The organism is Sutterella wadsworthensis 2_1_59BFAA (assembly GCF_000297775.1).
Taxonomy (GTDB): domain Bacteria; phylum Pseudomonadota; class Gammaproteobacteria; order Burkholderiales; family Burkholderiaceae_F; genus Sutterella; species Sutterella wadsworthensis_A.
Map to the genome: position 1 here is coordinate 421,286 of NZ_JH815513.1, position 26,623 is coordinate 447,908.

General features: G+C 64.0%; 25 protein-coding genes and 2 tRNA genes. 10 read left to right on the forward strand and 17 right to left on the reverse strand.

Annotated features, from left to right (window positions below; all coding sequences use genetic code 11):
• Positions 1–195: 195 nt before the first annotated feature.
• From rplT to HMPREF9465_RS01990, 13 genes are all read right to left on the reverse strand, one after another.
• Positions 196–546 (reverse strand): 50S ribosomal protein L20, encoded by a 351-nt coding sequence (rplT, locus tag HMPREF9465_RS01930; RefSeq protein ID WP_005433574.1) that lies wholly within the window; start codon positions 544–546, stop codon positions 196–198.
• An 18-nt stretch (positions 547–564) separates the two neighbouring features.
• The gene (gene rpmI, locus HMPREF9465_RS01935) at positions 565–762 is read right to left on the reverse strand and encodes a 50S ribosomal protein L35 (RefSeq protein WP_005433578.1); all 198 of its coding nucleotides are present in this window, start codon (positions 760–762) and stop codon (positions 565–567) included.
• A gap of 164 nt (positions 763–926) precedes the next feature.
• Positions 927–1,448, reverse strand: a complete 522-nt coding sequence (gene infC, locus HMPREF9465_RS01940) for a translation initiation factor IF-3 (protein WP_081579406.1) — start codon at positions 1,446–1,448, stop codon at positions 927–929.
• 29 nt (positions 1,449–1,477) lie between these two features.
• Positions 1,478–3,397, reverse strand: coding sequence for a threonine--tRNA ligase (gene thrS, locus HMPREF9465_RS01945; protein ID WP_005433582.1), 1,920 nt, complete (start codon positions 3,395–3,397; stop codon positions 1,478–1,480).
• A gap of 176 nt (positions 3,398–3,573) precedes the next feature.
• A tRNA-Val gene (locus tag HMPREF9465_RS01950) sits at positions 3,574–3,650 on the reverse strand.
• A 98-nt stretch (positions 3,651–3,748) separates the two neighbouring features.
• A tRNA-Val gene (locus HMPREF9465_RS01955) sits at positions 3,749–3,825 on the reverse strand.
• Between the two features lie 190 nt (positions 3,826–4,015).
• Positions 4,016–6,127 carry a RelA/SpoT family protein gene (locus HMPREF9465_RS01960; protein ID WP_005433584.1) on the reverse strand — a complete coding sequence of 704 codons (2,112 nt, stop codon included), beginning with the start codon at positions 6,125–6,127 and terminating at the stop codon, positions 4,016–4,018.
• 192 nt (positions 6,128–6,319) lie between these two features.
• Complete coding sequence (locus HMPREF9465_RS01965) at positions 6,320–8,434, reverse strand: hypothetical protein (protein ID WP_005433586.1); 2,115 nt, start codon at positions 8,432–8,434, stop codon at positions 6,320–6,322.
• A gap of 339 nt (positions 8,435–8,773) precedes the next feature.
• A complete protein-coding gene (locus HMPREF9465_RS01970; RefSeq protein WP_005433588.1) occupies positions 8,774–10,147 on the reverse strand; it encodes a PFL family protein in 1,374 nt (457 codons plus the stop codon).
• A gap of 20 nt (positions 10,148–10,167) precedes the next feature.
• Positions 10,168–10,728, reverse strand: coding sequence for a glycine cleavage system protein R (locus HMPREF9465_RS01975; RefSeq protein ID WP_005433590.1), 561 nt, complete (start codon positions 10,726–10,728; stop codon positions 10,168–10,170).
• Positions 10,729–10,766: 38 nt separating this feature from the next.
• Positions 10,767–11,564, reverse strand: coding sequence for a TatD family hydrolase (locus tag HMPREF9465_RS01980; RefSeq protein WP_005433598.1), 798 nt, complete (start codon positions 11,562–11,564; stop codon positions 10,767–10,769).
• A gap of 2 nt (positions 11,565–11,566) precedes the next feature.
• A complete protein-coding gene (locus HMPREF9465_RS01985) occupies positions 11,567–12,250 on the reverse strand; it encodes an ABC transporter ATP-binding protein (RefSeq protein WP_005433600.1) in 684 nt (227 codons plus the stop codon).
• Entirely contained in the window at positions 12,243–13,502 is a 1,260-nt protein-coding gene (locus HMPREF9465_RS01990; protein ID WP_005433608.1) for a lipoprotein-releasing ABC transporter permease subunit, read from the reverse strand. Before HMPREF9465_RS01990 ends, HMPREF9465_RS01985 begins: the two co-directional genes overlap by 8 nt.
• Positions 13,503–13,573: 71 nt before the next feature.
• Here HMPREF9465_RS01990 and HMPREF9465_RS01995 point away from each other — a divergent pair, with 71 nt between their 5' ends.
• The 10 genes from HMPREF9465_RS01995 to HMPREF9465_RS02040 all read left to right on the forward strand — a co-directional run bounded on the left by HMPREF9465_RS01995 (position 13,574) and on the right by HMPREF9465_RS02040 (position 23,430).
• Positions 13,574–14,644: a hypothetical protein gene (locus HMPREF9465_RS01995; RefSeq protein ID WP_005433609.1), complete on the forward strand. Its 1,071-nt coding sequence runs from the start codon at positions 13,574–13,576 to the stop codon at positions 14,642–14,644.
• Positions 14,641–16,338, forward strand: a complete 1,698-nt coding sequence (gene recJ, locus HMPREF9465_RS02000) for a single-stranded-DNA-specific exonuclease RecJ (RefSeq protein ID WP_005433610.1) — start codon at positions 14,641–14,643, stop codon at positions 16,336–16,338. The genes HMPREF9465_RS01995 and recJ overlap by 4 nt, the downstream gene beginning before the upstream one ends.
• Before the next feature lie 169 nt (positions 16,339–16,507).
• Positions 16,508–17,621, forward strand: a protein-coding gene (gene prfB / locus HMPREF9465_RS02005) for a peptide chain release factor 2 (RefSeq protein ID WP_147645213.1) whose coding sequence is annotated in 2 segments (ribosomal slippage) — positions 16,508–16,588 and positions 16,590–17,621 — 1,113 coding nt in all. Because the reading frame shifts where the segments join, the coding sequence is not laid out codon by codon here.
• A 66-nt stretch (positions 17,622–17,687) separates the two neighbouring features.
• The gene (gene lysS, locus HMPREF9465_RS02010; protein ID WP_005433612.1) at positions 17,688–19,217 is read left to right on the forward strand and encodes a lysine--tRNA ligase; all 1,530 of its coding nucleotides are present in this window, start codon (positions 17,688–17,690) and stop codon (positions 19,215–19,217) included.
• 7 nt (positions 19,218–19,224) lie between these two features.
• On the forward strand, positions 19,225–20,043 hold the full coding sequence (locus HMPREF9465_RS12150) for an NUDIX domain-containing protein (RefSeq protein WP_051008955.1): 819 nt from the start codon (positions 19,225–19,227) through the stop codon (positions 20,041–20,043).
• A gap of 153 nt (positions 20,044–20,196) precedes the next feature.
• Positions 20,197–20,880 carry a DUF134 domain-containing protein gene (locus tag HMPREF9465_RS12670; RefSeq protein WP_005433614.1) on the forward strand — a complete coding sequence of 228 codons (684 nt, stop codon included), beginning with the start codon at positions 20,197–20,199 and terminating at the stop codon, positions 20,878–20,880.
• Positions 20,880–21,764, forward strand: coding sequence for a 4Fe-4S binding protein (locus HMPREF9465_RS02025; RefSeq protein WP_005433615.1), 885 nt, complete (start codon positions 20,880–20,882; stop codon positions 21,762–21,764). Before HMPREF9465_RS12670 ends, HMPREF9465_RS02025 begins: the two co-directional genes overlap by 1 nt.
• On the forward strand, positions 21,757–22,680 hold the full coding sequence (locus tag HMPREF9465_RS02030) for a P-loop NTPase (protein WP_005433616.1): 924 nt from the start codon (positions 21,757–21,759) through the stop codon (positions 22,678–22,680). Before HMPREF9465_RS02025 ends, HMPREF9465_RS02030 begins: the two co-directional genes overlap by 8 nt.
• Positions 22,677–23,048 (forward strand): NifB/NifX family molybdenum-iron cluster-binding protein, encoded by a 372-nt coding sequence (locus HMPREF9465_RS02035; protein WP_005433617.1) that lies wholly within the window; start codon positions 22,677–22,679, stop codon positions 23,046–23,048. The genes HMPREF9465_RS02030 and HMPREF9465_RS02035 overlap by 4 nt, the downstream gene beginning before the upstream one ends.
• A 13-nt stretch (positions 23,049–23,061) precedes the next feature.
• Positions 23,062–23,430: a hypothetical protein gene (locus HMPREF9465_RS02040; RefSeq protein ID WP_005433618.1), complete on the forward strand. Its 369-nt coding sequence runs from the start codon at positions 23,062–23,064 to the stop codon at positions 23,428–23,430.
• Between the two features lie 88 nt (positions 23,431–23,518).
• On the opposite strand, the gene iscX is transcribed toward HMPREF9465_RS02040, so the two are convergent.
• Genes iscX through hscB form a run of 4 tightly spaced genes read right to left on the reverse strand, consistent with a single transcriptional unit; the run spans position 23,519 to position 26,571 of the window.
• Complete coding sequence (iscX, locus tag HMPREF9465_RS02045) at positions 23,519–23,719, reverse strand: Fe-S cluster assembly protein IscX (protein WP_005433619.1); 201 nt, start codon at positions 23,717–23,719, stop codon at positions 23,519–23,521.
• Between the two features lie 3 nt (positions 23,720–23,722).
• Positions 23,723–24,058 (reverse strand): ISC system 2Fe-2S type ferredoxin, encoded by a 336-nt coding sequence (gene fdx / locus HMPREF9465_RS02050; protein WP_005433621.1) that lies wholly within the window; start codon positions 24,056–24,058, stop codon positions 23,723–23,725.
• Between the two features lie 36 nt (positions 24,059–24,094).
• Positions 24,095–26,053, reverse strand: coding sequence for a Fe-S protein assembly chaperone HscA (gene hscA / locus HMPREF9465_RS02055; protein WP_005433625.1), 1,959 nt, complete (start codon positions 26,051–26,053; stop codon positions 24,095–24,097).
• A 17-nt stretch (positions 26,054–26,070) separates the two neighbouring features.
• The gene (gene hscB, locus HMPREF9465_RS02060) at positions 26,071–26,571 is read right to left on the reverse strand and encodes a Fe-S protein assembly co-chaperone HscB (protein ID WP_005433629.1); all 501 of its coding nucleotides are present in this window, start codon (positions 26,569–26,571) and stop codon (positions 26,071–26,073) included.
• Positions 26,572–26,623: the final 52 nt, after the last annotated feature.

Here is a 26,623-nt window from a genome sequence, read left to right on the forward strand (position 1 = left end):
TCAAGCAAATTAAGCGACGAGCTTATGGCTTCCGAGACGATCTGTACTTTTTCTTAAAAGTCAAGGCCGCGTTCCACGGACTTCCGAGATGAACCAAAAAAAGAGACCCAGCGAATACCGAGTCTCTTCTTCTCAAAGCTTCCGGATGAAAGCAAGACGATTCAGTGCAAACCGTCCGTCCGGACATGCTTCGAATTAGGCACCCTTGACCTGGTTGACGAGGGAGGCGAAGCCTTCCTTGTCGAAGATGGCCATGTCGGAAAGGACCTTGCGGTCGAGACCGATGCCGGCCTTCTTGAGGCCGTTCATGAACACGGAGTAGGTCATGCCGTTGGCGCGAGCGCCGGCATTGATACGGGCGATCCACAGACGGCGGAACGTACCCTTCTTGTCACGGCGGTCACGATAGGCATACTGACCGGCGCGCATGACAGCCTGCTTGGCAACACGGTAGACGTTGTTGCGGCGGAGGCTGAAGCCCTTGGAAAGGGCGAAAACTTTCTTATGACGGGCACGAGCCGTCACACCACGCTTAACTCGGGGCATCTTCTATATCTCCTTTAATTAGGCGTAAGGCAGCATGCGACGCACGGAAGCGATATCGGATTCATGGATATCGACCATGCCGCGGAGCTGGCGCTTGTTCTTCGTCGTACGCTTCGTAAGGATATGACGCTTCGTAGCGTGGGCACGCTTGATCGAGCCACTGGCGCGCGGCTTGAAACGCTTGGCGGCAGCGCGCTTAGTCTTCATCTTCGGCATTTGCCGTTACCTCTTTATTTGATGAACCACAGGCGCCCCATCCAGACGACGGGAACTTTCTCAAGCCCGAGGCTCACTTGTTATCCAAAAAACGGACCGACTTGCGGTCCGTTTTTTGGGAAAGACAGAATTCTACCTCAATTTTGAGGCAGTGTGTGAAAAAATCACTTTTTCTTTTTAGGAGCCAGCACCATGATCATCTGGCGGCCTTCGAGCTTGGGCTGATGTTCAACCTGAGCCACTTCGGCGAGCTCCGTGCGGATGCGGTCCATCAGCTCCATGCCGAACTGCTGGTGAGCCATTTCACGGCCGCGGTAGCGCAGCGTGACCTTGGCCTTGTCGCCGTCATTGAGGAATCGCACCAGGGAGCGGAGCTTCGTTTGGAAGTCGTTTTCGTCCGTCACCGGGCGGAACTTCACTTCCTTGACCTGAATCACCTTCTGCTTGGCCTTGGCTTCCTGAGCCTTCTTCTGTTCCTGATAACGGAACTTGCCGTAGTCCATCAGGCGGCAGACCGGCGGCTGGGCGTTCGGCGCGATCTCAACGAGGTCAACGTCGGCGTCCTCAGCCATGCGCAGGGCTTCCGCAGTGCGGACAATGCCGATCTGGGCGCCATCGACGCCGGTCAGTCGGACCTCAGGAACTCGGATCTCACCGTTGATCCGATGCTTGCGATCTTGTGCTATGACAATCTCCTAAATCGTTAGTTTTGCGGTTAGTGCGCAAAGGGCGAGCGGGCTTCGTCCTCCTGCTTGATCATCGCGATGAAGTCATCGAGCTTGATCGAGCCGAGGTCCTTGCCACCGCGGGCGCGAACCGCCACGCAACCGGCCTGCTTTTCCTTCTCGCCCACGACGAGAATGTACGGAATCTTCTGCAGGCTCAATTCGCGGATTTTATAGTTAATCTTTTCGCTGCGCAAATCAGACTGCACGCGGATGCGGGCAGCGTGAAGCTTGGCGGCGACTTCGTCGGCGTAGTCCTTCTGGGCGTCCGTGATGCAGGCGACCGCGCACTGGACCGGGGCGAGCCAGGTCGGGAAGGCGCCGGCGTATTCTTCGATCAGCATGCCGATCCAGCGTTCGAGAGAACCGAGGATGGCGCGGTGAAGCATGACGGGAACCTTGCGCGAGTTGTCTTCGGCGACGTACTCGGCGCCGAGGCGGCCCGGCATCTGGAAGTCCACCTGGATGGTGCCGCACTGCCAAGAGCGACCGAGGCAGTCCTTAAGATGATATTCGATCTTGGGACCGTAGAAGGCGCCTTCACCCTCAAGAACTTCATACTTGATGCCGAGAGCGTCAAGACTCTGCATCAGGGCATGCTCGGCCTTGTCCCAGACGGCGTCCTCACCGATGCGCATTTCGGGGCGTGTGGCGACCTTGTAGGCGATCTCGGTGAAGCCGAAGTCCTGGTAGACGTCCTTGACGAGCTTCGTGAAGGCTTCGCATTCGGCGAGAATCTGGTCTTCCGTGCAGAAGATGTGGCCGTCGTCCTGGGTGAAGCCGCGAACACGCATCATGCCATGGAGCGAGCCGGAGGGTTCGTTGCGGTGGCACTGGCCGAATTCGCCGAGGCGGAACGGCAGATCACGGTAGCTGCGCAGCGCGCAGTTGAAGATCTGGATGTGGCCCGGGCAGTTCATCGGCTTGAGGGCGTAGTAGCGGTTCTCGGACTCGGTCGTGAACATGTTGTCACGATACTTGGCCCAGTGACCGGAACGTTCCCAGAGCGAGCGGTCGAGAAGCTGCGGAGCCTTGACTTCGCCGTAGCCGTTGTCCTGGTAGATGCGGCGCATGTACTGCTCGATCACCTGCCAGAGGGCCCATCCCTTCGGATGCCAGAAGATCATGCCCGGGGCCTCGTCCTGGAGGTGGAAGAGGTCGAGCTCGCGGCCGAGGCGACGGTGGTCGCGCTTTTCGGCTTCCTCAAGCATCGTCAGATAGGCCTTGAGGTCGTCCTTCGTGGCCCAGGCGGTGCCGTAAATGCGCTGGAGCATCTCGTTCTTGGAGTCGCCGCGCCAGTAGGCGCCGGCAACCTTCATCAGACGGTGCACCTTGAGGGCGCCCGTGGACGGCACATGGGGGCCGCGGCAGAGGTCGGTGAAGTCGCCCTGACGGTAGAGCGAGATCGTTTCACCCTGCGGGATGGCTTCAATGAGTTCGGCCTTGTACTTTTCGCCGAGATCCGTGAAGAACTTCACGGCTTCGTCGCGGGACATCTCGATGCGTTCGATCTTGATGTTGCGCTTGACGATCTCGTCCATGCGCTCCTCGATGGCCTTGAGGTCCTCGGGGGTGAACGGACGGCTGTAGGAGAAGTCGTAGTAGAAGCCGTTTTCAATGGCCGGCCCGATCGTGACCTGGGCTTCCGGGTAAAGCTCCTTCACGGCCTGCGCCATCAGATGGGCGGTCGAGTGACGGATGATTTCAACACCTTCGGCGTCGCGGCCCGTGATGATGGCGACCTGAGCGTCCTTGTCGATCACATGGGAGAGGTCGACGAGCTTGCCGTCGACGCGGCCGGCGAGAGCGGCCTTGGCCAGACCGGCACCGATGTCGGCGGCGACATCGGCAACGGTGACGGCGGCGGCGAATTCGCGCTTGGAGCCGTCCGGAAGGGTAATTGCAACCATTTTTAACCTCGTTTTCTACAGGCGAAAAAAAAGTGCGGACATGAGCCGCACTTCTTTGCCTTGGACATTTTGTTGGACAACGTTTCGCTCACGCCCTCAATTTTTCAAAGAGAGGGTGTTGTTGTGCGAAAAGTCTGCGAAGAACACATCGTTCAACAAAATCCCAAATAAAATTCTGGTAGGCACGATTGGATTCGAACCAACGACCCCCACCATGTCAAGGTGATGCTCTAACCAACTGAGCTACGTGCCTGTCAAGGTTTTTATTATGCCTGAGATTTTGCGCATTTGCAAACTCTTGCATTCGCGGTCCTTGAACCGCTTCACACGGACGTCGCAGGAAGAAGTTCCTGGTAGGCACGATTGGATTCGAACCAACGACCCCCACCATGTCAAGGTGATGCTCTAACCAACTGAGCTACGTGCCTGCCGTGTGAGAACGAAATTATGCCTGAGATTTTTGAAAAAGCAAGACCATCGAAAAATAATTTTTCGACGCTCCGCACCTAAAAACTCGAAAGACCCTGTCGCACAACAAAAAAGGCGAGAAGCCGAAATTTCTCGCCTACCGTTTTTACGGTATTTTATTTGTAACCCAGCCTCAGGAGGCCTGCAAAATCAGCAGCGGCGTGCCGACAGGACGCCCTTGAGCTCGCGAATGGTCGTGAGCGTGGACGTCAGGCTCGAAGCCGAGGGAATCTCGACCGTGAAGCGCATGTGGACGTCGGTCTTCACCTTCTGGGAATTCATGCCCACGAGGTTCTGCTTGGCCTTCATGAAGATTTCCGAGATGTCCCTGATGAGGCCGGGACGGTCGGTCGCGACGACGAAGACCTCGGCGGGGAAGACGCCGTCGCCTCCCCTGCCCCAGCTCACTTCGATGAGGCGGCCGTGGTCCTGCTCGGACATGTTGCGGATGTTCGGGCAGTCGGCGCGGTGGATCGTCACGCCGCGACCGCGGGTGACGTAGCCGACGATCTCGTCGGGCGGCACGGGATGGCAGCAGCGAGCGAGCTGCGTGAGGAGCGAGTCGACGCCCACGACGAGCACGTCGCTCTTGCCCGTGTTGCGGGACTGGCGGATGAGGACCTCGTCGGGCTCGGGCGCGGCGGGCTTGGGCGGCTGCACGGCGGTGGCGAGCGCCGTCTGCGTGATCTCCTCCTTGCCGTATGCAAGGCAGAGTTCGTCGACGCCCTCATAACCGAGGCGCTTGGCGAGATCCTCGAGCTTGACCGCAGTCTTGCCTAGGCGCGCAAGCTCCTTGTCGATCTTCTCGCGGCCCTGGGCGGTGAGCTCCGCAGTCTGCTGGGCGTTGAACCACTGGCGGACCTTGTTGCGGGTGCGCGGACTGGCCGCAAAGCCCTTCTCGGCGGAGAGCCAGTCGCGGGACGGCTGTCCCACCTTGGCGGCGATGATCTCGACGGTCTGGCCCGTCTCGAGCTTGGTGTTGAGCGGCACGAGCACGCCGTCGACCTTCGCGCCCTTGGTGCGGTGGCCGAGCTGCGTGTGCACGGCATAGGCGAAGTCGACGGGCGTGCCCCCGCGGGGCAGCTCGACCACGCGGCCCTGCGGCGTGAGCGCATAGATGTGGTCGTCGAGCACGGCCTCGCCCTCGGGCTGGCCCTGGTTCTGCATGTCGCTGCCCCAGGCGAGCAGCTGGCGAAGCCAGGCGACGCGCTGCTCCTCGGCGCTCGTCGCGCCGTTGGAGTTGCCTGCCTCCTTGTAGCGCCAGTGCGCGGCCACGCCGAGCTCTGCGAACTCATGCATGGCGCGGGTGCGGATCTGGATCTCGAGCGGACGGCCCGCCTTGTCGGTCACGACCGTGTGAAGCGACTGGTAGCCGTTGGGCTTGGGCTTGGCGATGTAGTCGTCGTACTCCTTCGAAATCACGGGGAAGTTCTCGTGGACGATGGAGAGCACCTGGTAGCAGCGCTCGACCGTATCGACGATGATGCGCACGGCGCGCACGTCGAAGAGCTGGTCGAAGCGCAAGTGCTTGCGCTGCATCTTCTTCCAGATCGAATAGATGTGCTTCGGACGTCCCGAGACTTCGGCCTTGATGCCGTTCTCCTCAAGAAGTCCGCGGATGCGCAGCACGGCGCTCTGCATGAACTCGATGCGCTGCTCGCGCGATTCGTCGAGTTGCTGTGCGATCTCACGGTATTCGGACGGGCGCGTGAAACGCAGCGACAGGTCCTCGAGCTCCCACTTGAGCTGCCAGATGCCGAGGCGGTTGGCCAGCGGTGCGTAAAGGTCGAGCGTCTCGGTGCCGAACTTCTCGGCGCCTTCGCGCTTCGAGGCGGCGAACCAGCGCAGCGTTTGCAGGCGGCTCGCAAGCTTGAGAAGGACGACGCGCAGGTCCTTGCACATCGAAAGGAACATGCGGCGCATGGCCTCCACCTGATGACGCGTGTTCGCCTCCTCGTTTTCGGAACGGGCGCGGCGGGAAAGTTCGTTCACTTGTCCGAGCTCCTGCACGAGCCCGTTGACGGCGGGACCGAAGCTCTTTTCGATCCATTCGCCGGAATTCTGGATCACGGAAGGCACGCAGAAAAGATAGGCTGCGCTGATGAGTTCCGGATCGTCCCTGACCTCTCTGAGAATGCTTGCGATGCCGTCGGCATGCTGCATGACGTTCTCACCGGTCGGAAGGGTAAGGTCGCGATAGAGCGGCTCGACCATGCTGCGTGCAAGCGAGACGTCCACGACCAGGGCAGGCGTTTCCGACATTTCTGTTTTTTCTCCTCCAGGCGCCTCCGCAGGCCTCTTTCCTAGCAGCGGAGGGCTTCAACAGTCATGCAGGCGGACGTCCCGCGGACTTCCCGCAGAGCGCACGCCTGCATCTTCCATTTTAGAGGATCATCTGTCGGATAGGCAGACCCGCGACGCCCGACGCCTTCCGACGACGGGCGCAGGCCCCGCCTAGAACTGGTAGTCAAACGACACGCCGCCCGTCCACGAGCGCGAGCCGTCGGGCCCCGTGGAGCCACCGACATGCAGCCCCGCCACGCTGTCGCGCAGACGCACCTTGAGGGCGGCGTCGCCGAAGATCTCGCCTCGAGTCAGGTCGTCGTGCCCGACGCTTGAGGAGGCGCCTCCCGCGCTCACCGTCTGCCTGACCTCAAGGTCGCCCGCGCGCACGCGTCCCCCGAGCGTGACGTCGGCCTTGATCCAGGACGAGGACGCCGGACGGAAGAGCCTGTGCCAACCCGCCTGCAGCTGCAGCGTGCCCACCCACCTGCTCTCCTCCTCCACGTCCATGACACGCTCACCGTCAAAGGCGATCCCATATGTCGACTTAAGATAATTCGTCAGGGAGACGGCGCCCGTGAAGTTGACGTCCTTGTAGCCGCCCCAGTCGGGATAGAAGCTTCCCGCGACGCCCGCCGTCATGGCCCGGCGGGACGGATCGCCCGTGGTGAGCATGTCGCCCGTCGAGATGACGCGGACCTTGTCGTTGGCGCCCGAGAACATCCCGTAGCCCGTCACCGCAAACCTGTCGCTTGATTCGCCGTAGTAGACGGCCAGAGAAGCGATGTTCGACTCCTGACTGACGTCGAAGACATCGAAGGAGCTTCCGACGTCCGCGTCGGCATAGGAGACGACCAACCCGCCGAATCTGGTGAGGTGCCTGAGATGCACCTCGAGGTCAAGCCCCGTCACGTCCCTCGACCACTCGGCGAATCCTCCTGTACTGCCATCGACGCTCTTGAAGCGCCCCCTGCTCGAGCCTGTTCTCGCGGACACCCTGACGGCCTGGTCGTCCTCGAAGGCGACTGCAGCCCTTGACGTGAGCTCGACGACGTTCTCCGCCGTCCTGATCATCTCCGTCGAAGTGCCCGCCCCCACCATCAGTTCGGTCATCCAGTTGATGGTCTTGCCGAATTCACTCGGGCTCTGCCTCCTGAGGAACTCCTTGCGCAGCGCCTTGGGCGCATCGGCCTTCATGGCTTCGACGCCCAGTGCGTTCACGACCTCCTCAAGTGGCCCCTCGTAGCGCCACTCCCGCTCAACGACCCTCCAACCGTCCTCCGTCTGCTCGAACTTCATCGAGCACACCTGCCCATCCTTGGTCAGAAAACCCTCGAGGTGCTCCACGCCCGTGACCTCCGATCCCGCGACCGCCTTAAAGACGAGGCGCTCTTCCACAGGCACTTCCTGCGCCTCGTCGTCCGCCTCAAACTCTTCAGGTTCGCGCAGGTCGTCCATGCCGTCCGTGATGATGAAGACGGCCCCCTTCTCAAAGACGGCCTTCGTCCCCTTGCCGAACGTGATCGCCCCCTTGTCCTCGGCGAGTCCCATGAACCACGACTTGTTGATCACGACGCCCGCCGACGGTCCCAGATGGAAGTTGGCATTCGTCTCTTCGGAGCCCTCGACGCCGAAGCTCATCTGCACATCTGGCGTGACGTGGAGATGCCCTGCAATGACAAGCACGTCCTGAGGGTTCCTGCCCACCGTTTCAAGCGCGGCGCGCCCGCCGTTTGCGAACGCATGCACAAGCTTCGCCCCCGCCTTGAACTGACCGTCCGAATAATCAGCCTGATTCTCGTCGGAAAGCAGACGAAATCCACCCAGATCACCGAGGTCTTCGTCGGGATTTTCGTTGCCAGAGCCGCCGTCCTGACCATCATCCTCAGGCAGGTTCGACGTGTCCATCACGATGGTCGTTGTGCCGCCCGAAGCCAGCACGTTCACGGGACCCTTGCCGGCGGGAAGGACCAGCGAGACGCCCGTGAGGGCGTTCGAGACGCCGAAGCCCTGAAGCCTGAAGGTCGTTTCCTGCTCGACACGAGGGGCGATCAGGACGTTGTTGAAGCCCGCCGTGATCGTTGCGGTCTTCACGCCCGTCACAAGAACGTCGCGCGTGTCCTCCCCCGGAACGAAGACGGTATGCTCGAAGGGATCGAGCTCGATTTCCATGCTCTCCTGCGCCATTGCGGGGGCGCCAAGGGCAGCGGTGACGGCACCGGAAAGGAGTGAGAGGCGGACGGCGTTGAGGCCCAGAGAAGGGACGATGGGGGTGCTGGCTTTCATGAGGGAGCATCCTTAAGGTTGCGTTGTCGGGCTTCGTTCCGCTCGTACGGACATATAGGAAAAACAAACGGCAAACCCCAAGGCTTCATTCCCGAAACGATTGTGGCACACGCGTTTCCATCATACACGCAGTATCAATACCACTTATCATATCGGTACTCATGCGAAACTCACCACATAGCGTATCGCACTCCCTGCACAATTTCCACCAAAACCAGTATTTACCCTCTCTTCTAGCAAAAAAAAAGGCGCCGCCTCCAAAACAGGAGGACGGCGCCGTGAATGGTCGTCGCGACAGGCGGACGGAGCGTCCGCCGCGACCCGGACAGGTTCAGCCGATCAGTTCTTGAGGGAGTGGATCGGCGCGGGGATGCGGCCGCCGAGCTTCACGAAGCCCGTCGAGTCGCCGCCGGGCACGCGGATGATCGCAGCTTCGCCGAGCAGGCCGCCGAAGACGGCCTTTTCGCCGACGCCCTTGCCGGGCACGGGAATGATGCGCACGGCGGTGGTCTTGGAGTTGATCATGCCGATGGCCATTTCGTCGGCGATCATGCCGGAGATCGTGGCCGCGGACGTGTCGCCGGGGATGGCGATCATGTCGAGACCGACGGAGCAGACGCTCGTCATCGCCTCAAGCTTCTCCATCGTGAGGGCGCCGCTGCGGGCCGCGGCCTCGATGGCGCTGTCCTCGGAGACGGGGATGAAGGCGCCCGAAAGGCCGCCCACATGCGAGGAGGCGAAGACGCCGCCCTTCTTCACGGCGTCGTTGAGCATGGCCAGAATGGCCGTCGTGCCGGGAGCGCCGATCGAGGAGAGGCCCATCGTCTGGAAGATCTCGCCCACGCTGTCGCCCACGGCGGGCGTCGGCGCCAGGGAGAGGTCGGCCACGCCGAACGGCAGGTTCAGGCGCTGGGCGACCTCGTTGCCGATGATCTCGCCCACGCGGGTGACCTTGTAGGCCGTGTGCTTGATGACCTCGGCGGCGTCCGTGATCGTGAGATAGTCGCCCTTGGCCTCGAAGGCGCGGTCAAGCGCCTTCTTGACGACGCCTGGACCCGAGACGCCCACGTTGATCACGACGTCGGGCTCGCCCACGCCGAGGTAGGCGCCCGCCATGAACGGCACGTCCTGCGGAATGTTGCAGAAGACGACGAGCTTGGCGCAGCCGATGGCGTCACGGTCGGCCGTGGCCGCGGCCACGTCGAGGATGCGCTCGCCCATGAGCTTCACGGCGTCCATGTTGATGCCGGCCTTGGTCGAGCCCACGTTGATCGAGGAACAGATGCGGTCCGTGGTGGCAAGGGCCTCGGGAAGCGCGTCGATGAGGTTGCGTTCTCCGGGCGTCATGCCCTTTTCAACGAGCGCACCGAAGCCGCCGATGAAGTCGACGCCCACGTCCTTGGCGCAGTCGTCGAGCACGCGGCACGCCTCGACCATCTGGTCGCGCGTGAAGCCCGCGCAGACGGTGGCCATCGGGCTCACCGAAATTCGCTTGTTGACGACGGGAATGCCGTAGCGGTCGCCGACGATGTCGCAGGTTTCAACGAGCTTCTCGGCGTTCCTGAGGATCTTGCTGCGGACCTTGTAGGCGAACGTGTCGAAGTCGGGGGCCGCGCAGTCGAAGAGCGAGATACCCATCGTGACGGTTCTGACATCGAGGTGTTCAGAACGAAGCATGGACAAAGTCGCAAGGACTTCAGAATCAGTCAACATGTTTTAGCTTTCCTTTCGTCTCAAACCACACGGACGCGGTGAATGGCTTCGAAGATGGCGGCGTGCTGCATGGAGAGCCTCAGCCCCATGCGCTTGGCGCGCTCGCCCATGATGCGGTGCAGGGAGCGGGTGTCGACCTGCTCGGGGATGACGACCTCGAAGACCTGAAGGCTCTGGTCGTCCTCGATGCGGAAGGCCTTGAGGCCCTCGACGTTGATGCGCTGTTCCGCGAAGATGCGGGCGAAGGTGGCGATGATGTCGTTGCGGTCGTGGCCCCAGATGCTGACGATGAAGGGCTCGCCTGCGGCGGCCTTGCCTTCGGCCGTCTCCACGTCGCGGATCGAAACCGTCAGATGAAATTTCTTCGCATCGTAGGCGGTCTGGATCTCCAGCCGGATGTTCTTGTTTTCAATGTCCTCGGGCTTGTTCACGAGGTACACGGCCGTGAACTGATCCCTGAGGGTCGTCTGAGTCATCTGCTCGATGTTGCAGCCGAGTCTTGTCAGCGTCTCCGCCGTCGCGGCCACGATACCGGGCTCGTCGAGCCCGATGATCGAGACGAGTATGTCCTTCGTTTTCATGAGCAATTCACCTCCAATTTTGGGGTACTTAGCCCATCTTAACGAAGTTGGCGCAGCTTGAGCCGCTTAAACGCGGCTTGTGTGGTTTGGATTGACTGAAATAAGAGTTCATCCCTAGTGACGCCGCGAAGCCGGGCGGCAAGCGAGGCCGTCTGGGCGACGTCGGCGGGCTCCGACCTCAGGTCTCCGGAGTCCCTTCGGGCCGACGAGGGCATGTCGGGCGCATCGCTCTCGAGCACGAAGGCGTCCGCAGGCACCTCGGCGAGATGCCGCCTGATCCTCAGGCTCCCCTCGTAGGTGGCGGCGCCGCCGAACCCGAGCTTGAGGCCGAGCGCAAGGAAGGCGTCCCGCTCGGCATCCGAGCCGTTGAACGCATGGACGACGCCCGTGACGCGGATGCGCCTCAGATGGTAGAGAAGCCTCGAGGCGCTCTTTCGCACGTGAATGGAGCACGGCAGGTCGAGGCGGGCCGCAATCCTGAGCTGCTCCCTGAAGAAGTGCTCCTGACGTGCGTCGATCGTCATGACGAGCCCCTCAAGTCCGATCTCGCCGATCCCGATGAAGTGCGGATCGGCCATCGATGCCTCGGCGAGCGCCGAGAGCCTCTCGAGGTCTTCCTCATGCGCCTTGGGAACGAGGAGCGGATGAATGCCGAGCATGTAGGCAAGCCCGTGCTCACGGGCGACACAGGCGGTCCTCTCCCAGTCGTCGGAGCCGCCCGCACACACCACCATGTCCGCAACGCCTGCAGCGCGGGCGCGCGCGACCACCTCCGCAAGATCGGCCTCGAAGGCCAGCGCCTGCAGATGGCAGTGCGTGTCGACGAGTCCCTGCAAGGTCAGGCCTCCCTGATGACGCCCGCGTCGAGCCTGAGGATGCGGTCGCAGCGGGCCGCAAGTCCTTCGTCGTGCGTGACGATCACGATGGCCGTGCCCTCGTCGCGCGCGAGCTTGAGGAAGATGTCGAAGACGCCCTGGGCGGTCGCCTTGTCGAGGTTGCCCGTCGGCTCGTCGGCGAGAATGCAGACGGGCTTCGTGACGATGGCGCGTGCAATGGCGACGCGCTGGCGCTCGCCGCCCGAGAGCTGCGAGGGCAGGTGCTGCAGGCGGTGGCCGAGACCCACGGCCTCGAGCATCCTGCGGGCCTCCTCTCTCGAGGCCTCCTGATCCTCCCTGCGGATCCAGAGCGGCATCGCGACGTTGTCGAGCGCTGTGAACTCGGGCAGGAGGTGGTGAAACTGGTAGACGAAGCCGAGCGAGCGGTTGCGAAGCTCGCCGAGCGCCTTCTGGGAAAGCCCCGAGAGGCTCGTGCCCGCCACGCGAACCTCTCCCGAATCGATCGTGTCGAGCCCGCCCACGGCGTGCAGCAGGGTCGACTTGCCCGAGCCCGACGAGCCGAGGATCGCGACGGTCTCCCCGCGGGCCACGCTGAAGGTGACGTCGGAGAGGACGGGGACGGGATGGTCGCCGTCGTGATAGACCTTGACGAGGCCCGAGACCTCGACGGCAAGTTCCTTATTCATAGCGAAGTGCCTCCGCAGGCTGGGTGCGGGCCGCGCGCCAGCTCGGATAGAGCGTGGCCGCGAGGCTCAGCAGGAAGGAGAAGAGCGCGATCGGAATGATGTCGGACATCCTCGGATCGGACGGCATGTCGGAGATGAAGTAGATCGACTTCGGGAGGAACTCGACATTGAAGATCCCCTCGATCGTGCTCACGATCGCGCCGACGTTCTCGGCGACGAGCAGGCCCGATGCGACGCCGAAGGCCACGCCGACGATGCCGACGATCGTGCCCTGGATGACGAAGATGCGCATGATCGCGCCCTCGCTCGCACCGAGCGTCCTGAGGATGGCGATGTCGGCCTGCTTCTCCTTGACGGTCATCACGAGCGAGGAGACGAGCCCGAAGGCGCCCACGAGGACGATCAGGAAGAGAATGATGCCCATCATGCGCTTCTCGACCTGAACGGCCGCGAACCAGGTGCGGTTCTGCCTCGACCAGTCGGAGGCGTAGGCGCCGGGCGGCAGCGTCCTGACGAGCGAGCGGGCGACGGAGGGCGCAAGATCCATGTCGGTGACGCGCACGCGAAGGCCCTGGGGACCGCCCGTGCGGAAGAGCGCGGCGGCGTCCTGCATGTTGACGAGCGCCATCGTGCTGTCATATTCATAGTGGCCAGAAGACAGGTAGCCGAGCACCGTGAACTGCTTCATGCGGGGCACGAGGCCCGCGGGCGTGACGCTGCCCTGCGGCACCATCATCGAGACGCGGTCGCCGGGACGCACGCGCAGCGCATGGGCGAGGTCGCGTCCGAGCAGGATGCCGAAGCTGCCGGGCTTGAGAACGTCGAGCGATTCGACGCGCTCAAGGTGCTGCGAGATGTCGCTCACGCCGGGTTCCGTCTCGGGATCGATGCCCTTGACCATCGCGCCGCGAACGACGCTGCCCGAGTTGAGCAGGCCCTGTCCCTGCACGTAGGGCGCGGCCGCAACCACCTCGGGATTCTTCATGACGTCGGCGGCGACGCTCCTCCAGTCGGTCATGGGACCCATGCCGTTTGTGATCTCGATGTGCGGGATGACGCCGAGCATGCGGTCGCGGACCTCCTTCTGGAAGCCGTTCATGACGGAGAGCACGATGATGAGCGCGGCCACGCCGAGCGCGATCGATGCGACGGACATGCCGGAGATGAACGAAAGGAAGCGGTCCTTGCGGCGTCCCCTGCGTCCTGCTCGCGTGTAGGTGAGGCCGATGGTCAGTTCAAACGGAATTTTCACGGGCTGACAAGGTGAGGAGTTGGGAAGGTTTCCATTCTAGCCTGTCCTCCTCCCGTTACAATGCTCAAACTATGTCGAAAGCTTTCATTCTCATTCCCGGCGCCCGCCTGCCAGAAGGCGAGGCGCAGCGCATCCTGTCCTCGCTCCCCGAGGCGTCCGCACGTGCGCTCTCGAGCCTCGGCGAAGGCGCGGGACAGGTCGTCGCACAGGTGCTCGACGCAGGCTGCTACCGCCGCGCCCCGCACCTTTCCTGGCTCTGGCGCGTGATCACGCGCCGCAATTCCACGCCCCATGAGGCGCCCTGGCGCTGGCTCTCCCTCGGAGGCCGCGAGCAGGCGCCCGAACTCTGGTGCCTCACGCCGCTCTCGCTCGAAAACGGCCACGTTCTCGCCGAACGCCCCGAACTCGAGGAGCGCGAATTCATGGAGCTCACGTTCGCCATCGAGCCCGTCTTCCTGAAGGCGGGCCTTCGCGTTCAGATCTGGGACACGAGCTGGTTCCTGACGCGTCGCGAGGACTGGGCCGTCACCACGGCGCCCGCCATGGCGCTCCCGGGCCTCATGCTGGACGAGGCGCCCGTCGAGGGCGAAGCCGCCGAAGAGGTGAAGGGGCTCCTCAGGGAGGTCCGCGCCATTCTCGCCGACCATCCCGTCAACGCCGCCCGCCGCGCCGCAGGCAGGCACGCCGTCGACGCCCTCTGGATTTCGGGCGGCGGACACGAGGAGCTCTTCTTCCCGCCCACGCTCATCCGCAGCGTCGCCTCCGACGACGCCGCCGTCCGCGGCTGGGCCAATGCCGCAGGCATCCTCATCGAACGCATCGGCAGGGACACGGGCCGCTGGCCCGAGGCGCCCCACGGCGACGTCGTCGCCGTGATCGAGGACCTCTACCCCGCCTGGCTCGCACGAGACTGGGAGGCCTGGGCCCGCGCGTTGCCCGAGGTCGCCCGCAAGGCCGCCTCCTACAGGGAGGACGCAAAGAGATTCGAAGCCGACGACGTCCTCGTCGTCGCCTTCGGCGAGACGGGCGCCGCCACGCTCGCCCCCGCCGAAGCCGGCCTCATGGAGAGGCTCTTCCGCAGGAAGTCCTCCGTCGAACCCGCCGCCTGGTGCCCCGACCGCTATGAAGGAGCCGTGCAATGACCCGCATCCTCAACCGTGAATTCGATCTTGAGGCCGCGCGACGCCTCCATGAAGAGGGCTACCTGCCGCCCGTCGCACGTGCGCTTTCCGCACGCGGCATCAGGGACGCCTCCGAGCTCGCCCAGGACTGGAAGTCGATGCTGCCGCCCGCCATGCTCGAGGGCACCCGCGAGGCCGCCGAACGCCTTGCGCTCGCGCGTGAGCGCGGAGAACGCGTGACCGTCGTCGCCGACTACGACTGCGACGGCGCCACCGCCTGCGCCGTGGCGATCCGAGGACTCGGCATGATGGGCGTGAAGGCCGACTACTTCGTGCCGCACCGCGTCCATCACGGCTACGGCCTCTCCTGCGCCGTGGTCGACCTGCTCGCCGCACGCACGCCGCGCCCCGACGTGCTCCTCACCGTCGACAACGGTGTCTCCTCCGCCGAAGCCGTGCGCCATGCCGCGGAGCTCGGCATCGACGTCATCGTCACCGACCACCATCTGCCCGGCGCCGAGCTTCCGCCCGCCGTCTGCATCGTAAATCCGAACCTCGCGGACTCGGCCTTCCCCTCGAAGGCCCTTGCGGGCGTGGGCGTCATGTACTACGTGCTCCTCGCCCTCAGGGCGCTGCTTCGCGAGCGAGGCGTCTACACGCAGCAGACCCAGCCCAGGCTCGACGCCCTCGTCGACCTCGTCGCACTCGGCACCGTCGCCGACGTCGTGAAGCTCGACAAGAACAACCGCATCCTCGTCGCCCAGGGCCTCAACCGCATCAGGCTCGGCCGCACGCACGCAGGCATCAGCGCGCTCTTCGCCGTCGCGGGCAAGAAGCCCGAGGCCGCGGGCGTGCGCGACTTCGGCTTTGCGCTCGGGCCCCGCATCAACGCGGCGGGTCGTCTCGACACGATGGAAAACGGCATCGAGTGCCTCCTTGCCGATGATCCCGTCGTCGCGCTCGACTATGCACGCAGCCTCAACGACTTCAACGCCGCCCGTCAGGAGCTCGAGACGGAGATGCAGCAGGCGGCCGAGACCGCGCTCTCGTGCTGCAACGTCGACAGCCTTGCGACGCTCACGCTCTACGACGGCCGCTTCAACGAGGGCGTCGTGGGCCTCGTCGCCTCCCGCCTCAAGGAAAAGGTCAACCGTCCGACGATCGTCTTCGCGCCCACGGACGACGGCGCGCTGAAGGGTTCGGGCCGCTCGATCGCGGGCGTACACCTGCGCGACGCGCTCGACCTCGTCTCGAAGGCCCTGCCCGGCGCCGTCCTCCGCTTCGGCGGCCACGCCATGGCCGCAGGCCTCACGCTCAGGAGCGAGGACGACCTGCCCGCCTTCCGCGACGCCTTCGAGAAGGCCGTCAGGAGCATGGTCGACGCCTCCGTCTTCGAGCGCGTGATCTACACGGACGGCGGCCTCGCCCCCGACGAGATCACCGAGCGCCTCGTGCAGGCGATCGACAGCCAGATCTGGGGCCAGGGCTTCGACGCGCCCGTCTTTGCGAACGAGTTCCGCGTCGTGCGCCAGAGCCTCGTGAAGGACGCCCACACCAAGCTCATCCTCGAGCTCGGCGGCCAGCGCTTCGACGCGATCTTCTTCCGCCACACGGAGACGCTCCCCGGCATGGTGCGCCTCGCCTATCGCCCGAACATCAACGAGTTCATGGGCAGAAGGAGCGTGCAGCTCGTCATCGAGGCCGCAGAGCTTTGATTTTCCAAGGCTTTCGTGCACTTTTGAGGGCGCCTGCGGCAAAAACCGCAGGCGCTTTCGCCTTATAATTGATTGATTTTTCAGCCGCACTCCGCGCTTCGCCTCCAGCGAACGCCCTGATCGGGTGCGGCCATTCCTTTTCCACCCCTACAAAAAGCAGAGTTACATGATGGAAGTCGAACGCATCAACCAGATCCAGAACCTTACGGACGACCTTACGCGCCGTCTGACCGAACTTCGGGGGTATCTTTGACGTCGATCGCAAAGCGCGCCGTCTCGAAGAAGTCAACCGCGAGGTTGAGAACCCGGATCTCTGGAACGATCCCAAGCATGCTCAGGAAGTGAGCAAGGAAAAGAAGCTCCTCGACGACATCGTCGGCAGCTTCAACAAGCTCACCTCGGGCATCAACGATGCTGCCGAGCTTTTCGAACTCTCGATGGCCGAAGAAGACTGGGACACGGTTGAAGCCGTGGGCCAGGACGTCGAGGAAATCGAGAAGGAGGTTGCTCAGCTCGAATTCAAGCGCATGTTCAACCAGCCGATGGACTCGGCCAACTGCTACCTGGAAATCCAGGCAGGCGCAGGCGGCACCGAGGCCCAGGACTGGGCGAGCATGCTCGAACGCATGTACATGCGCTACGCCGAACGCAAGGGCTTCAAGGTCACCCTTGAAGAAGAAAGCCCGGGCGAAGTCGCCGGCATCAAGTCCTGCACGCTCTACATCGAGGGCGAATGGGCCTACGGCACGCTTCGCACCGAAACCGGCATCCACCGCCTTGTGCGCAAGAGCCCGTTCGACTCGAACGCCCGCCGCCACACGTCCTTCACGTCCGTGTACGTCTACCCTGAAGTCGACGACTCGATCGAAATCGAGATCAACCCCGCCGACCTCTCCGTGGACGTCTTCCGTGCATCGGGCGCCGGCGGTCAGCACATTCAGAAGACGGAGTCCGCCGTCCGAATCCACCATATTCCGACGGGCATCATCACGATCTGTCAGGACGACCGCTCCCAGCACCGCAACCGCGAGAAGGCCATGCAGCAGCTCAAGGCCAAGCTCTACGAGCTTGAGATGCGCAAGCGCATGGAAGAGCAGACGAAGCTCGAGGAGAGCAAGTCCGACATCGGCTGGGGTCACCAGATCCGCAGCTACGTGCTCGACCAGTCCCGCGTGAAGGACCTCCGCACGGACGTCGAAACCGGCAACACGGGCGCCGTGCTTGACGGCGATCTCGACCAGTTCATCGAAGCGTCTCTGAAGAACGGCGTCGCCGCCGCCTGAGACACGATCCGCTTCTAGGAAGGCCGCGACGGCACGTCCGCCGCGGCCTCACCACAGGAACACAAAATGTCCGAACAGACTCAGAACCAGGAAACCGCCCAGCAGTTGGCGGAAGAAGAAAACCACATCATCGCCGAGCGCCGCGCCAAACTCGCCGCCCTGCGCGAAGCCGGCGTCGCCTATCCGAACGACTTCGTTCGCACGGACCTCTTCGGCGACATCCGCGCCAAGTACCAGGACGCCACCGCCGAAGAGCTCGAGGAGCTCAAGCCCGCAGTGGCCTGCTCCGGCCGCATGATGCTCAAGCGCATCATGGGCAAGGCGAGCTTCGCGACCGTCCGCGACTTCACGGGCGACATGCAGTACTTCATCACGAAGGGCGACATCGGCGAAGAAGCCTATGCCGCCTGGAAGACGTTCGACCTCGGCGACATCGTCGCCGTCAAGGGCACGCTCTTCCGCACGAAGACCGGCGAACTCTCCATCCGTGCCCATGAGCTTCGCCTCATGACGAAGAACATCCGTCCGCTGCCCGACAAGCACAAGGGTCTCGTCGACACCGAAATGTGCTACCGCCAGCGCTACGTCGACCTCATCATGAACGAGGACTCCCGCAACCGCTTCCTCGTCCGCTCCAAGGCCATCGCCGCGATCCGCAGCTTCATGCTCGCGCACCGCTTCCTCGAGGTCGAGACGCCGATGCTCCACCCGATTCCGGGCGGCGCCAACGCCAAGCCGTTCATCACGCACCACAATGCGCTCGACATGGACATGTACCTGCGCATCGCGCCGGAACTCTATCTGAAGCGCCTCGTCGTGGGCGGCTTCGAGCGCGTCTTTGAAATCAACCGCAACTTCCGCAACGAAGGCGTCTCCGTCCGTCACAACCCCGAGTTCACGATGATGGAGTTCTACTGCACGTACTGGACGTACCGCGACCAGATGCAGTTCACGGAAGACCTTCTCCGCACGGCCGCCCGCGAAGCCACCGGCTCCGCCATCCTGCCCTACCAGGGGCATGAGATCGACCTCGAGAAGCCCTTCGACCGCCTCACCCCGGTTGAAGCCATCCTCAAGTACTCGCCCGACTACACGGCCGAACAGCTCGCCGACGAAGCCTTCCTGCGCGCCGAACTCGTCCGTCTCGGCGAGCCGCAGCCCGACTACGTCGGCCTCGGCGCCCTGCAGATGGCCCTCTTCGAGGAGACGACCGAAGCCAAGCTCATCCAGCCGACCTTCATCATCGACTATCCGACGGAGATCTCCCCGCTCGCCCGCGCCTCCGACGCCAACCACGACGTGACGGAACGCTTCGAGCTCTTCATCGCCGGCCGCGAACTCGGCAACGGCTTCTCCGAGCTCAACGACCCGGACGATCAGGCCGCCCGCTTCAAGGCCCAAGCCGATGCGAAGAGCCACGGTGACGACGAAGCCATGTACTACGACGCCGACTACATCCGCGCCCTCGAGTACGGCCTGCCCCCGACCGCCGGCTGCGGCGTCGGCATCGACCGCTTCATCATGCTCCTCACCGACGCCCCGACGATCCGCGACGTGCTGCTCTTCCCGCACATGCGTCCGGAATCGGGCAACTAAGAAGCCCATGGATCGACTCGACTCGATCCGACGCAGCCGGGCTGCGGAACTCCTCGCGGAGCTTCGCACCCGGATGCAGACCGAAAGCCCCGAGTCCCTCGGGGCTTTCGTCGCTCGAGGACTCGAGCTCGGAAGCCTGCGCGAAGACGTCATGCACGCCCTGCGCACGGATCCCGAACTTCGGGCCCTCGCACCCGAGGTGCGCCCGCGCGTCTTCGAGCTTTTCGCGCCCGAAGGCCTCGAGCCCGCGTTTGCGGCCCTGACGGCCGGACTTGCACACCACGGCCTCACCCAGAAGCGCCCCTTCGAGCTCCTCGACGTGAGAGATGCCCGCGGCCGCATCGTCGCCCGCGCCGAACGCTCGGTCTTCCGCGCACTCGGACTCGCCACCGTCGTCGTGAGGCTTCTCGCCCTCGCACCCGACGGCCGCCTGCTCCTTCAGCAGAGAAGCCTCTCCAAGTCGATCGGTCCCGGCCTCTGGGACAATCTCGCCGCAGGCCTCGTCTCCTCGGGCGAAACGCCCGCCGAAGCCATGCTGCGCGAACTCCATGAGGAGGCGGGGCTCGACCCCGAATTCTCCCGCCTTCACTCCCCCGCACACCTCTCCTGGCAGGTCCTTCACGACGTTCCCGAAGGCCGCATGCAGGAGAGCACCGCAGGCTTCATCCTCAGGCTCTCCCCCTGCGACGCCCCCGTCAACCTCGACGGCGAGGCCGCGGGCTTCGCCGTCTTCAACACCGAAGAAGTCCTCTCCATGATCGAGGAAGGACGCATCATGCCCGAGGCCGCCCGACTCATCCTCGAGCACCTCCTTCACGCCGACTGACTTTCACGTCCTCCGCCGACGTTTCCGAACGCCACCCTTTCGCGCCCGAATTGAATATGTCGACTTATAAAGTCAAGATTGCAGTCGTCTTTGCTTGACATCAACCCCTTTGGGAGTTATGCTCATTTGAGCATTAACTAGCGAGACCTGAACATGAGCCGTCCTCCGCGCAGCCGCATCGTCGACATGCCGATGCGCACCGTCTACTTCAAGCCCTCAGGGAAGCTTCCCGCCTCAGCCGAGCGCGTCAGCCTCAAGTTCGAGGAGCTTGAGGCGCTGCGTCTGGCCGACCTTGAAGGGCTCTCCCAATCCGAGGCAAGCTCGGGCATGGGCGTCTCGCGCCACACTTTCGGCCGCGTCCTCGCCTCTGCGAGGAAGAAGGTGGCCCTGAGTCTCGTCAACAACATTCCGCTCGTCGTCACGGGCGGCACGAACTCGTGCCGTCGCGAATCCGGCGAGCTGCTCAAGGAGCATCCCGCCATGAAGATCGCCATTTCCGCCGAAGGCCCCACGCTTGAGGACGACGTCGACCCTCGCTTCGGCCGCGCCGCCGGCTTCATCATCTACGACACGGAGACGAAGGCCGTCGAATACATCGAAAATGGTGCGGGCCAGACCGCCGCACAGGGCGCGGGCCTCATCGCCGTCGAGACCGTCTCGAACGCAGGCGCCACGGTCGCGCTGAGCGGCTACATCGGTCCCAAGGCCTTCGATGCGCTACAGGCGATCGGCATCGGCACCGTCCAGGACGTCGACAACCGCACGGTGGGCGAAGTCGTCCGCGCCTTCGAGGCGGGCGAGCTCACCGTCATTCTTCCCTCGAACAAGGAAGCCTGATGCGAATTCTCTTTGCCAGCGGCAAGGGCGGTGCGGGCAAGACCACCGTCACTGCGGGCATCGCCGCCTTCTGGCCGAATCCCGCCGTCCTCGCCGACGCCGACGTCGAGGCGCCCGACCTCGGGCTCTACCTCCCGCACGCGTTCGCCGAGGAAACGCCCGTGGGGCTCGAGGTACCCGTGCGTGTTACGGACGCCTGCGACCTCTGCGGCGAATGCACGTCAATCTGCCAGTTCAATGCCATCAAGAAGCTCGGCGGCCGCATCATGCCGTTCTCCGATATGTGCCACGGGTGCGGCGGCTGCACGGCCGTCTGCGCCCCGCACGCCATCGTGACGGGCGCACGCGAGCTCGGCCGCATCGGTTTCGGCGCGCTTGAGGACGGACGCATCTTCCTCGAGGGCCGCTCGCGCGTGGGCGAGGCGATGACGCCTCCCCTCATCAGGGCACTTCTGCGCAAGGCCTCGGCCTGCGCCGCGCGTGAGAAGGCCGACCTCCTCATCGACGCCCCGCCCGGCGTCTCCTGTCCCGTCATGACGGCGGCGGCCTCCGCGGACGCCGTCGTGCTCGTCATCGATCCGACGCCTTTCGGCGTACACGACTTCAAGCTCGCGCTGCGCGCCTTCGAAAGGCTGGGCAAGCCCATGGCCGCCGTCATCAACCGAAGCGGCCAGCCTTCCGCCGCCGCTTGCGAAGCGGAGCTCATCGCCTTCTGCGGGGAAAAAGGCCTGCCCGTCGCGGCCCGCCTGCCCTTTGATCGCGAGGCCGCCGCACGCGCTGCCGCAGGACGCCATCCGATGCTCGACTCCGAGGACTGGCGCGAGTGCCTGTCCGAAGCCGCTCGCACCCTCAGCACCCTTTTCGAGGGAGGCCATCATGCATGAGATCGTCGTACTGAGCGGCAAGGGCGGCGCAGGCAAGACCAGCGTCACCGCAGCGCTTGCGCGCGCCATGAGCGCCCGCGAGAAGATCGTCGTCTGCGACTATGACGTCGACGCCCCCGACCTTCACATTCTTCTCAGGCCCGAGACCGAGATGAGCGCCGACTTTGTGAGCGGGCATCTCGCCGTCTTCAACTCCGACAACTGCATCGACTGCGCCCAGTGCCTTGCCTTCTGCAGGTTCGACGCGATCAAGCAGGCGGCTCCTTGCGAATACCCTGTCATCGAGCAGCTCTGCGAAGGCTGCGCCGTCTGCGTGAAGCTCTGCCCCGAGCTGGCCTTCGACTTCGTGCCCAGACACTGCGGCGAGTACTACCGCAGCCGCACGCGCTTCGGCACGATGATCCACGCCGAACTGACGCCCGGGGCCGAAAACTCCGGCCGCCTCATCCTGCTCCTCAAGCAGGAGGCAGCCAAGGCGGCCCAGGCGGACGGCGCCGAAATCATCCTCTCGGACGGCACGCCCGGCATCGGCTGCCCCGTCATCAGCTCGCTCTCGGGCGCAGGCCTCGTCTGCGCGGTCATCGAGGCGGGCGCCTCGGGCATCGCCGACTTCAAGCGACTTGCCGAACTTGCACGCCGCTTCAGGCTGCCGATAGCCGTCATCGTCAACAAGGCCGACCTCAGCGCCGAAGCGACGGAGGCCGCCATGCAGGCCGCCCGCGACGCAGGCGCCGAAGTCCTCGGCACCCTTCCGTTCACGCCCGTCTTCACCGAGGCCATGAGCCGCGGCGAAGCCGTCGGCGAGACGCCGTCGGAGCTCGACGGCCACTTCCAAAACTTTGCCGACCGCCTGCTCGCGCTCGTGCGCGGAGGCCGCCGAAGCAGAATCATTCCCATCAAGGAGAAAGCATCATGAAAATCGCCATTCCGTCCGTTCTTCCCGGCGGCCTCGAAGCCCAGGTCGGCGCCCATTTCGGCCACTGCGACTGCTACACGCTCGTCGACGTTGAGGACGGTGCCGTCGTGAAGTCCGAAGTCATCCCGTCCTGCGCCCACGAGCACGGCGGCTGCCTCGCCCCCGTGAATTACCTCGCCGACCGCGGCGTCACCGTCCTGCTTGCTGGCGGCATGGGCATGCGCCCGCTCATGGGCTTCCTGCAGGAAGGCGTCGACGTCTACTACGCCGCCGGCATCGAAACGGTTGAAAAAGCCGTGGCCGCCCACATCGCGGGCGAACTGCCGCGCTTCTCGCCGAACCACTCCTGCGGCGGCGGTCATCACTGAAAGAGGCCTCTTCATGCAGATTCTCATCGTCACGCCCGAGGCCGCCCGCTGGACGGCCTTCGGCGAAGGCCTCAGGGCCGCAGGCCTCTCCTGTAGCTTCGCAGGCGCCCCTGACGACCTGAAGGCCGAGTCGCTCAAGGCCGACCGCCCCCTGCTCGTCCTCTGGGACGAGCCTTACACGGGCGATGCCCTTCGCGCCGCAGGCATCGGCGTCATCATGGCCGATGCGCGCATCAACCAGTCCGCCTGCACGGACGAGGGGCACGAAACCTTCCACAAGAAGGTTGAAGGACTCGGATTCCTTCCCAACGTTCCGCTCACCCGCACGGCCGAAGACGCCCGCGCGCTTGCGGACTCGCTCGTCAAGGTCAGCGCCCTCTGAGACGGACGCCGCGCCTGCCGCACGGACAAAAACGGCGGTCCTCCCATCGGGAGACCGCCGTTTTGCTTTGCCAGAACACCGCCTGCGCTCAATCGCGCTCGTCGAGCCACTTCATGAGGATCCCCTCGAGGATCTTTTCATTGGAGGCTTCGGGATCGTCGTCGAAGTCAGGCAGCGCGCAGATCATGTCGTGGAGCTTCACAAAGGAGAGCGTGAGCGGATCAAGATCGGGATCCGCGTCATAGAGTTCCTCGGCAATCGCCTGGGCGTCCGTCCACTTGAGAGACATGGCTTACTCCTCGCGTGCGTGGTTGCGGCTGTACTTCGGGATTTCGACCGTGATGTCGCCCTCGCCAACCTTCGTCTGGCAGGAGAGACGGGAGAGCACGCTGGCGCCCCAAGCGGTGTCGAGATGATCAAGCTCGTTGTCGTCGGGCTCCTCGAGGGAGTCGAAGCCTTCGCGGATGATCACGTGGCAGGTGGCGCAGGCGCACGAGAATTCGCACGCATGCTCGATCTTGACGCCGTGCGCAAGGAGCGCGCGGGCCAGGTTCTCACCCGTAGCAGCCTCAAAGACGAGGCCTTCCGGGCAAAGCGTTTCGTGGGGGAGCACTGTCACTTTCGGCATTTCATCACCCTTTCCAGTGAATGTTCTAGTGAATCGTCAATAGTTCTTGGATTCGTCTTCGGGCTTCTCGTCGAACATCTCGTCGTCGACACTCATGCCCGAGAGGGCTTCGCGGATCGAACGGTCCATGCGGCGCTCGGCCAGAGTCTCGGTGCCCTTCGTAAGGGCCTCGATGCCCGCCTTGACCGCCTCGACGTCGTCGGAGATGACGAGCGCGGTGAGGCGTTCGACAAGCGCGTCGACCTCGGCGCGCTCGGCATCGTCAAGCAGGTCGCCGTCGGAGGCGAGTGCGGAATGCGTGGACTCGAGAAGCCGGCGGGCCTCGACCTGCTGCTCGCGAAGCTCGCGGGCGCGCATGTCCTCTTCGGCGCTGCCGTTGCCGTCCTGCAGCATGCGGACGATGTCGTCGTCGGAAAGACCGTAGCTCGGCTTGACCTGGATCGAAGCCTCGACGCCCGTCGTCATTTCGCGTGCGGAGACGGAGAGAAGGCCGTCGGCGTCGACCTGGAAGGTCACGCGGATGCGGGCGGCGCCCGCAGCCATCGGCGGAATGCCGCGAAGCTCGAAGCGGGCGAGCGAACGGCAGGCGTCGACGAGCTCGCGCTCGCCCTGAACGACGTGGATCGCCATGGCCGTCTGGCCGTCGCGGAAGGTCGTGAAGTCCTGGGCAAGCGCCACGGGAATCGCACTGTTGCGCGGAATGACCTTTTCAACAAGGCCGCCCATGGTCTCGAGACCGAGCGAAAGCGGCGTGACGTCGAGCAGCAGCCAGTCGTCGTCGCCCGAGGTGTTGCCTGCAAGCTTGTTGGCTTGCATCGCGGCGCCGATCGCCACGACCTTGTCAGGATCGATGTCGTCGAGCGGGGCGAAGCCGAAGAACTTCTCGACGGCCGTGCGGACGCAGGGCATGCGCGTCGCGCCACCGACGAGCACCACGCCGCGGACGTCGGAAACGCCGGCGGAAGCGTCGCGCAGAACGGCCTCGACCGTGTCGATCGTCTTCCTGACGAGGTGGCAGGTCATTGCGTCGAATTCCTCGCGCGTGAGATCAAGCTCGACCTCGTCGCCGTTGTCGAACGCAAAGCGGATGCAGGTCGACTCGTCCTTCGTGAGGGCCTCCTTCGCGGCGCGCGAGAGCGCCATCAGACGGCGCTTTTCGGCGGCGGAGAGGATGTGGCCGGGAAGCGTGTCGGCAGGCTTGCCGTCAACCGTGAAGCGGGCCTTGGGATTGCCGCCGCGGAAGCTCTCCGTGACGTGACAGAGGACGCGGTGGTCGAAGTCGTCGCCGCCCAGCGCCGAATTGCCGCCCGTGGCGAGAACTTCGAAGACTCCGCGCGTGAGCTTGAGAAGCGAGACGTCGAACGTGCCGCCGCCGAGATCGTAGACCATGTAGGTACCCTCGGCACCATTGTCGAGGCCGTAGGCGAGCGCAGCCGCCGTCGGCTCGTTGAGAAGGCGCAGAACCGTGAGGTTCGCAAGACGGGCGGCGTCCTTCGTCGCCTGGCGCTGCGCATCGTCGAAGTAGGCGGGAACCGTGATCACGGCGCCCGTCAAATCGCCGCCGAGACGGTCCTCGGCGCGCTTTGCAAGAGAGCGGAGGATTTCGGCACTCACCTCGACGGGAGACTTGACGCCTGCGGACGTGGCGATGCGGACCATCGACGGATCGTCGACGAGGTCGTACGGCAGATTGTGGACGTCGGCCAGATCCTTCATCGTGCGGCCGATGAGGCGCTTGGCGGAGGAAATGGTGTTCTTGGGATCGCGGCTGGCGTCGCGCAGTGCGACCGCGCCGACCGTCACTGTGCCGTCGGCGGCGTAGTGAACGACGGAGGGCAGGATGGCAGCGCCCCCTTCATCGAGGATCACCTCCGTGGAGCCGCTGATGACGCTTGCCACCAAGGAGTTCGTGGTGCCTAGGTCGATGCCGACCGCAAGGCGGTGTTCGTGCGGGGCGGCGGAAAGGCCGGGTTCTGCAATCTGAAATAAAGCCATGAGGGGACCTTCTCTTTTTATTTGGAGTCGCGCGCCGCTTCCTCAAGGAAACGGTCGATGAACATCAGGCGGCGCGTGAGATCAACGGCGGCGGCCCAGTCGGCCTTTTCGTCAATGGCTTCGGCAAGCCCGCGAACGACGTCCACACGCACCCCGCCTGCCTCAGCGCGGACGGCGTCCGCCGCGCCTGCGTCGCCCGACTCGAGGGCTTCGCGCCACATGATCTGCGTCATGAGGAAGTCGGCGGGCATGCGGGTGTTGGTTTCAGCCTCGATCGGACGGCCTGCGTTCTCGCAGAGCCAGGCCGCGCGCTTCACGGGGTTCTTGAGGAGCTTGAACGCTTCGTTGATGCGAGTGCTCCACTGCTCGGCCACGCGCCTTTCGGCGGCGGGCCTGTCAGCAAAGCGGTCGGGATGCACCTTCATCATGGCGGCCTGATAGGCCGCCTCAAGCTTAGCTTCGTCGATCATGAAGGCGGGCTTCATGCCGAACAGCTGGAATGGACTCATCTGCGCCATCGTCGGTTCTTCCTGTCCTTTTCTTGCTTTTCCTGCCCAAAAGGGGACCCGC